The 12,951-nt window shown below is 67.2% G+C and carries 14 protein-coding genes and 1 riboswitch; of the genes, 1 reads left to right on the top strand and 13 read right to left on the bottom strand.

The window, feature by feature from the left end:
• Nucleotides 1-34 precede the first annotated feature (34 nt).
• From HFL01S_RS06925 to HFL01S_RS06970, 9 genes are all read right to left on the bottom strand, one after another.
• A complete protein-coding gene (locus HFL01S_RS06925) occupies nt 35-664 on the bottom strand; it encodes a ubiquinone biosynthesis protein (protein ID WP_066256535.1) in 630 nt (209 codons plus the stop codon).
• Between the two features lie 64 nt (nt 665-728).
• Nucleotides 729-1,058 carry a hypothetical protein gene (locus tag HFL01S_RS06930; protein ID WP_066256538.1) on the bottom strand — a complete coding sequence of 110 codons (330 nt, stop codon included), beginning with the start codon at nt 1,056-1,058 and terminating at the stop codon, nt 729-731.
• Nucleotides 1,058-1,786 (bottom strand): PspA/IM30 family protein, encoded by a 729-nt coding sequence (locus HFL01S_RS06935; RefSeq protein ID WP_066256541.1) that lies wholly within the window; start codon nt 1,784-1,786, stop codon nt 1,058-1,060. Before HFL01S_RS06935 ends, HFL01S_RS06930 begins: the two co-directional genes overlap by 1 nt.
• A 23-nt stretch (nt 1,787-1,809) precedes the next feature.
• A complete protein-coding gene (locus HFL01S_RS06940; RefSeq protein WP_245644747.1) occupies nt 1,810-2,262 on the bottom strand; it encodes a YjfI family protein in 453 nt (150 codons plus the stop codon).
• An 89-nt stretch (nt 2,263-2,351) separates the two neighbouring features.
• The gene (locus HFL01S_RS06945; RefSeq protein WP_157538785.1) at nt 2,352-3,221 is read right to left on the bottom strand and encodes a zinc ribbon domain-containing protein; all 870 of its coding nucleotides are present in this window, start codon (nt 3,219-3,221) and stop codon (nt 2,352-2,354) included.
• A 112-nt stretch (nt 3,222-3,333) separates the two neighbouring features.
• Nucleotides 3,334-6,078 (bottom strand): methionine synthase, encoded by a 2,745-nt coding sequence (gene metH, locus HFL01S_RS06950; RefSeq protein ID WP_084383136.1) that lies wholly within the window; start codon nt 6,076-6,078, stop codon nt 3,334-3,336.
• Nucleotides 6,079-6,102: 24 nt separating this feature from the next.
• Nucleotides 6,103-6,211: riboswitch (S-adenosyl-L-homocysteine riboswitch) on the bottom strand.
• A gap of 90 nt (nt 6,212-6,301) precedes the next feature.
• Nucleotides 6,302-6,733 (bottom strand): hypothetical protein, encoded by a 432-nt coding sequence (locus HFL01S_RS06955; RefSeq protein WP_066256549.1) that lies wholly within the window; start codon nt 6,731-6,733, stop codon nt 6,302-6,304.
• A gap of 527 nt (nt 6,734-7,260) precedes the next feature.
• A complete protein-coding gene (locus tag HFL01S_RS06965) occupies nt 7,261-7,485 on the bottom strand; it encodes a toxin-antitoxin system YwqK family antitoxin (protein WP_066256556.1) in 225 nt (74 codons plus the stop codon).
• Between the two features lie 571 nt (nt 7,486-8,056).
• On the bottom strand, nt 8,057-8,446 hold the full coding sequence (locus HFL01S_RS06970; RefSeq protein WP_066256559.1) for a VOC family protein: 390 nt from the start codon (nt 8,444-8,446) through the stop codon (nt 8,057-8,059).
• Nucleotides 8,447-8,887: 441 nt separating this feature from the next.
• On the opposite strand from HFL01S_RS06970, the gene HFL01S_RS06975 reads away from it, so the two are divergent.
• Complete coding sequence (locus HFL01S_RS06975) at nt 8,888-9,817, top strand: MBL fold metallo-hydrolase (RefSeq protein ID WP_066256562.1); 930 nt, start codon at nt 8,888-8,890, stop codon at nt 9,815-9,817.
• 7 nt (nt 9,818-9,824) lie between these two features.
• On the opposite strand, the gene HFL01S_RS06980 is transcribed toward HFL01S_RS06975, so the two are convergent.
• Genes HFL01S_RS06980 through HFL01S_RS06995 form a run of 4 tightly spaced genes read right to left on the bottom strand, consistent with a single transcriptional unit; the run spans nt 9,825 to nt 12,767 of the window.
• Nucleotides 9,825-10,883: a protein-glutamate methylesterase/protein-glutamine glutaminase gene (locus tag HFL01S_RS06980; RefSeq protein ID WP_066256565.1), complete on the bottom strand. Its 1,059-nt coding sequence runs from the start codon at nt 10,881-10,883 to the stop codon at nt 9,825-9,827.
• A gap of 9 nt (nt 10,884-10,892) precedes the next feature.
• Nucleotides 10,893-11,411, bottom strand: coding sequence for a chemotaxis protein CheD (locus tag HFL01S_RS06985; RefSeq protein ID WP_084383133.1), 519 nt, complete (start codon nt 11,409-11,411; stop codon nt 10,893-10,895).
• A complete protein-coding gene (locus tag HFL01S_RS06990) occupies nt 11,408-12,223 on the bottom strand; it encodes a CheR family methyltransferase (protein WP_066256569.1) in 816 nt (271 codons plus the stop codon). Before HFL01S_RS06990 ends, HFL01S_RS06985 begins: the two co-directional genes overlap by 4 nt.
• A 25-nt stretch (nt 12,224-12,248) precedes the next feature.
• A complete protein-coding gene (locus tag HFL01S_RS06995; protein WP_066256572.1) occupies nt 12,249-12,767 on the bottom strand; it encodes a chemotaxis protein CheW in 519 nt (172 codons plus the stop codon).
• Nucleotides 12,768-12,951: the final 184 nt, after the last annotated feature.

Below are 12,951 nucleotides of genomic sequence, written 5' to 3' on the forward strand. Positions count from 1 at the left end.
AACGGGAACAAAAAAAGAAAGCGGGCGCGGCGCGTCAGGGCTGCGCGTCGACCAGGTAGCGACCGGAGGCTTCGTCGTAGTCGAGGATGCGCGTCACATCGCCCTTGGTCAGGCGGTTGGCGTCGGGCGTCCAGACGCTGATCTGGATGTTCGCGCCGCGCTGCGCCACCTGGGCATAGCCCGAGCGCTGATCCACCTTCAGGCTGAGGATGGTGCAGGGCTGGCCGATGAAGCTGGCGTTGCCCACCGCCTGGTGGGTGACGAAGAGGCCACGCAGCGGGCGGATCAGGCGCGCGGTGACGAAGATGGCCAGCGCCACGCTGACCAGCAGCACACCCGTGCCCACCAGCAGCTGCAGCACCAGCGTCGGCACCCAGGGCATCAGCCACTCGCCCGCCAGGCAGCTGATGGTCCAGGCCACCAGCACCAGCAGGCTCACCACCACCGAGAACGGCACGCCGTTGAGACCCAGCGCCATCACGTATCCGGCGAGCGCGGACAGCTCACCCGGGTCGCCGTCGGCCTGCAGCTCGACATCGATGCCGGACGACTCGAAGTCCACCCAGCCCACCAGCGCGAGCAGCCAGTACACCAGCACCACCAGCAGCAGCGCGGAAAGCACGGCTGTCGGGTACCCGGTGGCGGCTTCGATCAATCGCTCCATCCGCTCCTCCCTCTTGTCAAAACGTTGTGCGGCTTATTGTGTTGTGTGCCGCTTGGGTGGTGTTCTAGCGCTTCCTGGCCGAGCCGGCGAACCGAATCAGGTCCTGGGTCACGCGTTCCTTGATCGCCAGGCGGTCTCCTTCTTCAAGCCCGTAGCGCTGTGCCAGCAGGGTGTAGTCGTGGGCCGTCAGCGACACCGTCAGCCGGGGGCGCTTGGGGCGTGTCGACACCGAGAGGTCGAGCACCTGACGGATCTGGTCGGAGGTGGACAGATTGTTGTGGAAGGCGGCGGTGCGGATCGCGTCCATCACCGCCAGCTCCACGTCGAACGCCACCTGGACGGCGCGCAGCGCCTCGTCCGATCCGCTCCAGCGCGCCGGCTTGCGGGTGACCATCACTGGGCGCCGGGTTCGGCCGGCTGGTCGCCGCCCTGGGCCGCCCGGCGGGCGCGGATGCGCGCCATCACGTCGCTCTGGCGCTTGGCCTCGTCGCCCACGCCCGCGGCCGCCAGCTTCTTCTCCAGCGCGCCCTGGCCGAACTCGTTGTTCAGCTGCTCGGCCGCAGTCATGCGGTCGGCCAGGTCCTCGTGGCGCTGCTTGATGCGGTCCAGCGACTCGCGTGCGCTCATTAGCTTGGAGCCGCCCTGGCCGATGTTCTCGGAGATCGACCGCGTGGCGCGGTACACGCTCTCAGTGGTCTTGGCCACGCCGATCTCGCGCTCGTGCTCGCGGATGCGCGCCTCGGCCTGCTTGATCAGGTCCTTGAGCCGCGTCACCTGCACCGCGTAGGCGGCGTGCGCGCGGGTCTGCTCCTGCAGCTCCTGCTCCAGGCCACCGACCTTGCCGGCCACCTCTTCGGCCAGCGCCTCCTGGGACTTGTCCAGCGCCTCGACGGCCAGGCCTTCGTAGCGCTCGATCTCGGCCTGCAGCTTCTCGATCTGGCGCGCGCTCTGCATCTCCTTGGCCATCACGCCGGCCAGGTCGTCCTTGGCCTGGGCGATGCTCTGCTTGGCGTCCAGGATTTCCTGCTCATAGATGCGGGTGGCGTTGGCGTCGACCACGGTCTCGCCGATTTCCCGCACGCTGCCACGCAGCAAGGTCATCACTTTTTTCATCACGGACATGGCGTACTCCTGGGGTGGGGGAATTACTTGAGGAATTCGGACAGCGCATCCAGCGCGTCGAGGGCGTTGTCGCTGAGCACGACGATTTCCTCGGCGATGTCCTGCGTGCGAGCCTGGCGGCTGAGGGCGCCAAAGAGCACGAAGCGATCGCCCACACGGCCGAAGGACGACAGCGGCACGGCGGGGTTGAGCTCCAGCAGGGTCTGCAGCAGCTCGGCCCGGCGCTCCGGGCGCACCTCGTCGTCGGCCCAGAGGTAGCACATGCACAGCAGCTGCGAGTCCGACGTGGTCACGAAGATGGGCAGCTCCTGCCGCCCTTCGATGCTGACCTGCACCACTGGCACATCGCCCGCAATGGGTTGCAGGTTCACCACCATGCCGCCGGTGGCCTGCGCGATCATGTCGTCGAGTCCCTGGAGTTTTTCAAGCAGCTGCTTCATGGTGCCGGTGTCCTTGGCGTTGATGGGTGAGCGCAAGAATAGGAGGCTCGACATAACATGTCAAGCCACATCGAAGGCTTGGTTTTTTCGCCACACACCGGCCTTGGCGGGCGGGCCGTTCGGGATCAGCGGTACTCGGCCTCGCGGCGCCGCGCCTCGTCCATCTGGCGGAAGCGCACACAGATGGGGTCGTTGGCAAACGCAGCCTTGCCGCATTCGCGGATGCGGCAGAAGTCGCGCGCGAATACGTTGTCGCTGCCCGCGCACAGCTGGTCGACGCTCGCGACCGGTCGCGCGGCGGGGGGCGGTGGCGGCGCTGCAGCAGCCACCGGCGCGGGCTCCGCGGGCGCGGCCGTCGCCACGGGCGCGGGCTCGGGCGCACCCGAATGGGTGCTGGCCGCCGCCGCAGGCGTTGCGCCAGCCCGCCGCCGCGCGTCGTCCAGTCGTTTCTGTTCCAGCATCAGCTTCTGGCGGTACTGTTCCTGGGCGGCCGCGCGCTCCCGGTCCTGCTGCTCCAGCAGCTCGACCGAATGGCGCAGCCGGTCGACCGCGGCAGCGGCTTCAGGGGTGGAAGGCGGTGTCACGGCCTCTGCGCCCGCCGCAGGTTGCGCAACCGCCGATGGGGCACCGGTAACCGAAGACGCAGGGTTGGCCGTTTGCGCGGCCGCTGGCAGGGCGGCGGGAACCGCCGCCAGGGGCGCCGCCTGGGCCGGCGCCGGCGCGGACTGGTGGGCGCCGAGCCACCAGCCGATGGCCAGCACCAGCATGCCCGCGGTCATGGCGCCGGCCCAGCGCCACCAGGCGGGCTGTTGTTCGGCGCGCTGGCCCGAGCGTTTGCGCCGACGGGCACGGCGCAGCGCGCGGTTGGCGCGCTCGCGGGCCACCTCGTCCGAACCCGCATCGCCGCCCGGCCGGTCCAGCGGACTGGCGCAACCCCGGCAGAACCGGGCCTGGTCCCGGTTTTCCTTGCCGCAGGACGGACACACGATGGCCATGACGATCAGTGGGTGGAGCTGTGAGGGCTTGGCGTTGTAGCACAAGCCCCGGCCCCGCCGCCCGGCGCGCCGACGGGCTGTCGGGCGGCCGTGGCGAACGGGCGACGCCGGGTCAGAGGTTGGGACCGAGCCAGCGCTTGAGCTCGCTGGCCGCCACGCCGCTGCGCGCGGCCAGGTCGGCCACCTGGTCTTCGCCGATGCGGCCAACGTTGAAGTAGGTGCTCTCGGGGTGCGCCAGGTAGAAGCCGCTGACGCTGGCGGCCGGGCTCATGGCCAGGCTCTCGGTGAGCTGCATGCCGATCTCGCCGGCCTGCAGCAGCTCGAACATCTGGCGCTTGACCGAGTGGTCCGGGCAGGCCGGGTAGCCCGGCGCCGGGCGGATGCCCTGGTACTTCTCTTTGATCAGCTCGTCGTTGGTGAGCTGCTCACCGGCCGCATAGCCCCAGAGATCGGTGCGCACGCGCGCGTGCATGCACTCGGCCAGCGCCTCGGCCAGGCGGTCGGCCAGGGCTTTGAACAGGATGGCGTTGTAGTCGTCGTGCGCGGCCAGGAACTGCTGCTCCTTCTTCTCCACGCCCACGCCAGCCGTCACAGCGAACAGGCCCACGTAGTCGGCCGTGCCGGCGGGCGCCACGAAGTCGGCGAGGCACCGGCTCGGGCGTGTCACGCCGTCCACGGTCTCCTTCTCGGTCTGCTGGCGCAGGCCGTGCCAGGTCAGCACCGGCTGCTGGCGCGCTTCGTCTGCGTAGAGCGCGATGTCATCGTGGGTCACGCGGTTGGCCGGGTAGAGGCCGATCACCGCGTTGGCCGTCAGCCAGCGGCCTTCGATCATCTTCTTCAGCATGGCCTGCGCGTCGGCAAACACCTTGCGCGCCTGCTCGCCCACCACCTCGTCGTTCAGGATCGCCGGGTACGGGCCAGCCAGGTCCCAGGTTTGGAAGAACGGGCCCCAGTCGATGTACTTCTCCAGCTCGGCCAGGTCAAAGTTCTTAAAGACCCGGCGACCGATGAACTTGGGCGCCACCGGCGGGTGCTTCGCGAAGTCCACCGGCGTGGCGTTGGCGCGCGCCTGGTCCAGCGGCCACAGCGGCACCTGTTTCTTGTTGGCGTGCTGCTGGCGCACGCGCTCGTAATCGGCGTTCAGCTCGGCAATGGTCTGCTGGCGCGCGTCGCCGATCAGGCTCTGCGCCACGCTCACGCTGCGCGAGGCATCGGGCACGTAGACCACCGGGCCGTCGTAGTGCGGCGCGATCTTCACCGCCGTGTGCACGCGGCTGGTGGTGGCACCGCCAATCAGCAGCGGAATGCCCTGCTCGCGGAAGTGCGCGTCCTTCTGCATCTCGCCGGCCACGTACTGCATCTCTTCCAGGCTGGGCGTGATCAGGCCCGACAGGCCCACGATGTCGGCGCCGACCTCCTTGGCCTTGGCCAGCACCTCGTGACACGGGACCATCACGCCCATGTTCACCACCTCGAAGTTGTTGCACTGGAGCACGACGGTGACGATGTTCTTGCCGATGTCGTGCACGTCGCCCTTGACGGTGGCGATCACGATCTTGCCCTTGGACTTCACGTCGCCGCCGGCCGCTTCGAGCTGGCGCTTCTCTTCCTCGATGTAGGGCAGCAGGTGGGCCACGGCCTGCTTCATCACGCGGGCCGACTTCACCACCTGGGGCAGGAACATCTTGCCCTGGCCGAACAGGTCGCCGACCACGTTCATGCCGTCCATCAGCGGCCCTTCGATCACGTGCAGCGGGCGGCCGCCATCGGCCTTGATCAGCTGCCACATCTCTTCGGTGTCTTCGGTGATGTGCTCGTTGATGCCGCGCACCAGCGCGTGCGTCAGGCGCTCGCGGATCGGGAGCGCGCGCCACTCGTTCTTCTTGCTCTCGTCCTTGGCCCCGCTCTTGGCGGTCTCGGCCACTTCCACCAGGCGCTCGCCGGCGTCGGGCCGGCGGTTGAGCACCACGTCTTCCACGCGCTCGCGCAGCTCGGGTTCCAGCTCGTCGTACACGCCCACCATGCCGGCGTTGACGATGCCCATGTCCATGCCCGCCTGGATGGCGTGGTACAGGAACACGGTGTGGATGGCCTCGCGCACGGGGTCGTTGCCACGGAAGCTGAAGGACACGTTGGACACACCGCCCGAGACCTTGGCACCCGGCAGGTGCTGCTTGATCCAGCGCGTGGCCTCGATGAAGTCGACCGCGTAGTTGTTGTGCTCCTCGATGCCGGTGGCAATGGCGAAGATGTTGGGGTCGAAGATGATGTCCTCGGGCGGGAAACCCACCTCGTCCACCAGGATGCGGTAGGCGCGCTCGCAAATCTCGATCTTGCGTTCGTAGGTGTCGGCCTGGCCTTTTTCGTCGAAGGCCATCACCACCGTGGCCGCGCCGTAGCGCTTGATCAGCTTGGCCTGGCGCTTGAACTCGTCGACACCCTCCTTCATGGAGATCGAGTTGACGACGCCCTTGCCCTGGATGCACTGCAGGCCGGCCTCGATCACGCTCCACTTGGACGAGTCGATCATGATCGGCACGCGCGCGATGTCGGGCTCGCCCGCGATCAGGTTCAGGAAGCGCACCATCGCGGCCTGGCTGTCCAGCATGGCCTCGTCCATGTTCACGTCAACGATCTGCGCGCCGTTCTCCACCTGCTGGCGGGCCACGGCCAGCGCGTCCTCGTAGCGGCCTTCGAGGATCATGCGCGCGAAGGCCTTGGAGCCGGTGACGTTGGTGCGCTCACCGACGTTGACGAACAGGCTGCCCTCGCCGATGCGCAGCGGCTCCAGGCCGGACAGCAGCATGGGGGGAACAGTGGCAGGGGCGGACACGGGGGACGGAACAACGGCAGACATGGAGCTCACCAGAAAGGGTTCAAACACTGGTGAGCGCCGTTGGAGCCGGCGGGGCCGGCGGGGCGTTGGACGCCCGTTGTCTCAAGCCTGACGCCAGCCCGCAGGGGGTGGCACTGCAGCGCTCCTTGAGAGCTTGCGATTTTAGCCGGGCGATGTCTTCAAGCTGTCGACACCCGGGCAGACCCGGGCAGATCGGTGCCGCGCCCAGGCGCGGCACTTTGCATCATTGCCCTGACCACAGCGCCGCGAAACCGACCGCATACAGCAGACCGATCACCAGGCAGATGCCCGAGGACACCCGCCAGAAGGAGGTGGAGTTCTCGGGAAAGCTGGGCCGCAACCAGGGGAATGCGATGGCCCGGGCGAGGAACACGGCGCTGATGAGACACAGCGCGGGTTCGGTGAACGGCAGCCGGGGCACCAGGCCCGCTCCCGAGAAGGCATACACCGCCCAGACCAGCAGCACACTGGCGATGCCGAGGGTGATCAGCGTTGGCTTGGACTTGCCTGCCTCAACCGCCCGAGCCATCCGTTCGCCAGCGCCCATGAACCGATAGGCCCTGGCGCCGATCGCGATGCAGGCCAGGTGCGCCAGCGACGCGACAACGACCAGCAGGCCCGCCAGCGTGAGCGAAGTGGAGCCGATGGTAAGCATGGATGCGAGGCCTCTCGTTCGGAGCGCTGCTCATTGATGACGGTCCCCCACTGCGTGCCGGGGCTCTGGTGGGCCAACTGGAAGCCACATGACTCGTACAAGGGCCCCAATCGGTCAGGCTCTTGCTGTTGTGGGGAGTCCATATATGAAATGCTAGGCCTCAATGTCAGGCCCAATTTCCGACTCGTAGACCATGGCCTCGTAGCCAAATTGGCCATTCTCTCGCACAAGGTACACAAGACAGCTTGGTTCGCCGTCAGGGAATGTGAACCCCTGATCGAGTTGCACAATGTCGCCGATCTTTGGGTTGGTCCCGTCCGACGAAGTGAATCGCGATTGTGGGATCTCCGCAATCAATGGCGCTAGTGGCGGCTTCTTCATTAGGAACATGTCCGTTGTGGAAGTCTTAATTGAGGCCTAACGTCGAAGTTCACCGGCGACTGGCGGGAAGTAACGGAGCGAAGCGAAGGCCCGCCGTCGGGCGTCCGTGTCGAACACCCCGTTAGGGCGCGCCGGACACGACTTGCTCATTCCTTGGCCTTCACCTGAGTTACCTTGTAGACAGCCCCCGTGCTGTCATAGGTCGTCCACTCACCCACCTGCTTCCCATCTTCAAAGTACCCCGAGCGCATCTTTGTTCCGTCCTTACGGAACCACTCCCAATACCCCGCCAACGCACCGTCAACAGTTTGGCCGCGTGCCCGGACAGTGCCAGCCTTGTGATACTCGACGTGCTCTTTGGGAGAACTCATGAATGGTGGGTCCGATGATCAGAGAGAGCTGTGAGTGCGCGGTCTACGTGCAAGCTCAGCGGACGGCGAAGCCGCCCGCTGCAGCGAAGGGTTGAGCATCAATCCGCCCATCGCGCAGTACAGGCTCGGCGAATTGCCTGCAGCGCCCGGTGCGAATAAATAGATCGCGGGCAATATGAATCCGGAGCGTTGCATAGCGAGTTGACCTCCTCGAACGTGAAGGTCGTAGTCTCCTGAGGAAAGAACCCCTCGGCAAGCCACAGAGGCCCTGGCATGAAAGTGCAGCTGCTGCCGTCTCGCGCCAGGTGCACGGTTGCCAGTTCCGTTGCTGAGCCAGGTTCGGCGCTCCACTCGCCGGACATCACGCGAAAGTCACTTGCGAGAACATGTGATTCGGGCGGTTCTAGGTGGATCGGTACTCGGCCCATGATGCTCAACGTTCGAGCTAAGCTGCCCGCGGAGGCAGGCTGTGTAAGCCCCGCCTGTGATGATGCACCATGTGCCACAGGCCGGGCTTACACAGCCTGCCGCAGCGGGTCAGCTTGAGCGAGGGGTTAGGCATCACCGCGACTCATTTCTCCTGCTCGCTCCATGGCGAACACACATCGATGAGGCAACCTGCTGGGTCTAGTACTAAGAAACGACGTTGACCATAGAACTCGTTTCGTGGCTCCTGGACGACCTTTGCGCTCATTGCCTGCGCCGTCTTGTAGACCTCGTCGACATTCGGCACGACAAAGGTCACATACATCCCGGATGGGGCTGTCTGAAAGGCAGACGGAACAAGCTCATGCGTCCGCTTGATGATGCCGAACTCTAGTTCCAAGGGCTTTGGGGAGCTCAACTGTACGTACCAATCACTGTCGTATTTCACTTCGAAGCCCAGCAGCCGAACGTAGAAGTCACGGGAAGCGGCGAGATCGTCGGCGCAGATGTTCGTGAGAATTCGGCTGAAGGACATGGCGACCAGGAAGATATGTGAATGTGATGCCTAACTTTGATTTAAACCGGCAAAACGGCGGATAACACCGCGGGCAGTCGTCAAACAAAGTCGCATGGCATCCCCAGAACTTGTTTGAAATCAATCCTGTAGAGCACGTGGCTGTACGCATAAACAGGCACAACAGATCCGACAAACCTGACTGGTCGCCTTTCCCGTCTGCGCGCCAGTCTAGCGGCGGGTCGCCTGCCTGTGCGACAGATCCTGCCGCCAGCCCACCGCCCGGCATCCGCCCGAACTCAACCCCAACAAAATCAACAGCTTCCCCGCGTTGCCCCGCGTGCCGCCCTGGCACAGCAGTCGCGGTGACGGGCTCAGGCCATCTTGCCTTTGCACTACCCCCGGTGGTGGCACTGGCCACACATAATCACTCACTGATGTTTAGCAGCCACCGGTGAACCCATGACCCGTCTCCTGTTGCGCCTCCTGTGGTGTGCCGTCTGGGCCAGCGCCACCACCATCGCCCACGCCGTCGAGGTGAAGTTCCAGCCGGTGGCGCCGGGCGTCTATGCGTTCATTGGCGAAAAGTCCGGCCGCACCTACGGCAACGAAGGGCTGAACGCCAACATCGGCCTGGTGGTGACGCCGGCCGGCGCGCTGCTGATCGACAGCGGCGCGAGCTTCAAAGGCGCGCGGCAGATCCATGCGGCGGTGAAGCAGGTCACCGGACAGCCGGTGAAGTGGGTCATCAACACCGGCGGGCAGGACCACCGCTGGCTGGGCAATGGCTACTTCGCCGCGCAGGGCACCGAGGTGATCGCCCACGCCAGCGCCAGGGCGGACATGCAAGCGCGCGGCGGCGACCACCTCGCCGCCCTCAAACCCGAGCTGAAAGAAAAACTCGACGGCACGGTGCCCACCCTGCCCACGCGCTGGCTGACCGGCAACGACGAGGCGCTGAACCTGGGCGGCACGACCGTGGAGGTGAAGCACCGCGGGGGCGCACACACGCCCGGCGACCTGATGGTCTGGCTGCCGCAGCAGAAGATCGTTTTCAGCGGCGACATCGTCTACGTGGACCGCATGCTGGGCGTGATCCCGGTCAGCCACACGGGCCGCTGGCTGCAGAGCTTTGCCACGCTGGAAGCGCTTCAGCCCGCGCGCATCGTGCCCGGCCATGGCGAGGTGTGCGAGCTGCCGATGGCGCAGGCGCAGACGCGCGACTACCTGCAGGCGCTGCGCACGCACATGAGGAAAGCGGTGGGCACCGGCGAGGACATCGGCGCGGCGATCAAAGCGTTCGATGCAACGGCCTGGCTGGGCCTGCTCAACGCGGCCGAGCTGCACCCCGGCAACGCGAGCCGGACGTACCTGGAACTGGAGCGGGAGTGAGGCGGGCTCAGCCCCGCGCGTCGAACGCCATGACCGCCTGCGCCACCTGGCCCAGCGGCATCACCTCGTCCACCGCGCCCAGGGCCACCGCTTCCTTGGGCATGCCGTAGACCACGCAGCTGGCCTCGTCCTGCGCCACCGTGCGCGCGCCCTTGTCGTGCAGTGCCTTCATGCCGCGCGCGCCGTCATCACCCATGCCGGTGAGGATGATGGCCAGCGTGTCGCGGCCGGCGCACTCGGCGGCCGAGCGGAACAGCACGTCCACCGAGGGCTTGTGCCGGTTCACGGGCGGGCCGTCGACCACGTTCACGTAGTACTGGCCGCCGCTCTTGCGCAGCTGCATGTGGCGCCCGCCCGGGGCGATCAGCGCCACGCCGCGCTCCAGCCGGTCGCCGTCGCGCGCCTCGCGCACTTCCATCGCGCACAGGCCGTCGAGCCGCTGTGCGTACATCGCGGTGAACTTCTCGGGCATGTGCAGCACGATGGCCATGCCCGGGCTGTCGGCCGGCAGTGTGGTGAGCACCGATTCGATGGCCTGGGTGCCGCCGGTGGAGGCCCCCAGCACGATGGGCTTGTTGACCGAGAGTGCGTGCAGGCCCGCCAGCGGCGCACGGGGCGCGGCCAGCGGTGCGGCGCGCGCCACCGGGGCGGCACCGCTGCGCAGCGGGCGCGAGCGCGCGGCCGTGCGCAGTGTCTGCAGCAGCTCGCGGCGCGACTCTTCGAGAAACTGCTTGAGCCCCAGCCGGGGCTTGGCCACCACCGCCACCGCACCGGCGGCCAGCGCCTCCATCGCCATGCGGCTGCCGTCGGAGGTCAGGGTCGAGCAGATCACCGTGGGAATCGGCGATTCCTCCATGATCTGGCGCAGAAAGGTCAGGCCGTCCATGCCGGGCATCTCGATGTCCAGCAGCAGCACGTCGGGCCGGTTCTTGCGGATCGCCGGGCCGGCGATCAGCGGGTTGGGCGCGCTGCCCAGCAGCTGGATCTCGGGGTCGCCCTGCAGCAGGTGCAGCAGCGTCTGCCGCACCACCGCCGAGTCGTCCACCACATACACCTGGATCGCCATCTTGTCTCCCTACAGCGGCACGCAGCGCACCTGCGGCTCGTCTTCGCCCACGGTCCAGCGCACCTGCCGGTAGAAGCGTCCGCCCAGGTCGTCGCGCAGCACGCGCACGCCCCGCTCGGCCAGTGCGCGCAACACCCAGTCGGCGTTGGCGGCGCCGATGTGGATGCCGCGGTAGAGGTCGGGGAACATGTTGCCGCCGCCGAACACATAGGCCTCGCACAGCCCCGGCTGTATGCCGCGCGCGATCAGCAGCCGCTCCATCGACCCCAGCGCGGACGGACCGTGCGCGTTGCTCGGACGGGTACGGTGCGACGGGTCGTGGGCGTGCACGATGTGGCACATCGCGCCGACGGTGCGGCGCGGGTCGGTCAGGATCACCGCGACACAGGAACCCAGCAGGGTCTCCAGCTGCTCGCCGCGTTCGGCGCAGGCCACATCGCCGGGATGCAGCGTGTGCACGGGCACCGGCGGCATCACGATGGGCCGGGCCACCGGGGCCGGACAGCGCCTGGACAGTGTGGGCGTCATGACACCGCGCCCTTGCGGAAGGCGCCCGGGCCCAGCACCTGCAGCGGCGTCTCGCAGGGCACCCGGCCTTCGGCTGTGCCAATGAAGAACAGGCCGCCGGGGCGCAGCAGCTTCAGCACGCGGTCCACCACGGCGGTCTTGGTCGGCGGGTCGAAATAGATCAGCACGTTGCGCAGGAACACCACGTCGAACGGGCCAATGCCCTCGATCGGGTGGAACAGGTTGACCTGGCCGAAATGCACGCGGCGGCGCAGGCTCTCCTTGATCTGCACCAGGCCCTCGGACTCGCCCTCGCCGCGCAGGCAGTGGCGGCGCAGCCGCTCGTCGGAGACCTGGCGCAGCCGCTCCTGCGGAAAGATGGCCTGGGCGGCGCTGCGCAGCACGCGGTCGCTGATGTCGGTGCCCAGCACGCTCCACTGCGCGGGCCCCTGGGTCCTCAGCTGCAGGTCGGCCAGCAGCATGGCCACGCTGTAGGCCTCGTCGCCGAACGAGGATGCGGCGCTCCAGACCGAAAGCGACGTGGGCCGGGTGGCCAGCAGCTCCTGCTGCAGCAGATCGAAGTGCGCCGGTTCGCGGAAGAAGTAGGTCTCGTTGGTGGTCAGCAGGTCGATCGCCACCTGCAGCTCGCCCTGGTCCTGGCCGCTGGTGATCAGGGCGAGGTAGTCCTCGAAGCCGCCCATGCCCAGGCGCTGGATGCGGGGCGACAGGCGCGAGGACACCAGCGGCTTCTTGCTGTCGGCAAAGGACAGGCCGCAGACCTCGTGCATCAGGCCGGTGATCTGGCGGTAGGTGTCGTCGCGGAGCGGGTTCATGGCAGCGGTCGGGTCGGTGAAGGGGTCAGGCGGCGGCCGATTCCTGCGTCGCCTCGCACAGGCGCGCCATGTCGTCGACGTCGAAGGCCTTGTCGGGCGCCAGGATGATCACGAAGCGCTCGCCGAGCTTGCCCATGCCCTGGATGAAGTCGCGCCGCACCGCGGTGCCGAAACTCGGCGGCGGCTCGATCTGCCCGGACGGAATGTCGACCACCTCGCTGACCGCGTCGACCAGCAGGCCCAGTTCGGTGCGCTCGCCTTCGCGCACCGCGTCGAAGATCACGATGCAGGTCTTCTTGCCGATCTCGGCCACCGGGCGGCCAAAGCGCGCGTGCAGGTCGATCACCGGCACCACCGCGCCGCGCAGGTTGATCACGCCGCGCACGAAGTCGGGCATCAGCGGCACCGAGGTGAGGGGCCCGTACTGGATGATTTCCCGCACGGTGCGGATGTCCATGGCGAACACCTCCTTGCCCAGCAGGAAGGTGAGGAATTGCTGGCCGCCAGCGGTTTCACCGGCGTTCGTGGACGTGGGGTTTGTCATGCCGACCTCCGCTCAATAGGGACGGAAATTGCCGGCACCCGCGGCGCGCGGCACCGGGGCACCGGCGACCGCGGCCATGCGCAGGCCGCGGCGTGGCGCCGCCTCGCCGTGGGCGCTCCGGCGCACCGCCACATCCTGTTCGCCCGAGCCGAAGAACGAGATCGCCTGCTGCAGGTGCTCGGCC

The sequence above is a fragment of the Hydrogenophaga flava NBRC 102514 genome (genome assembly GCF_001571145.1).
Classification (GTDB): Bacteria; Pseudomonadota; Gammaproteobacteria; order Burkholderiales; family Burkholderiaceae_C; genus Hydrogenophaga; species Hydrogenophaga flava.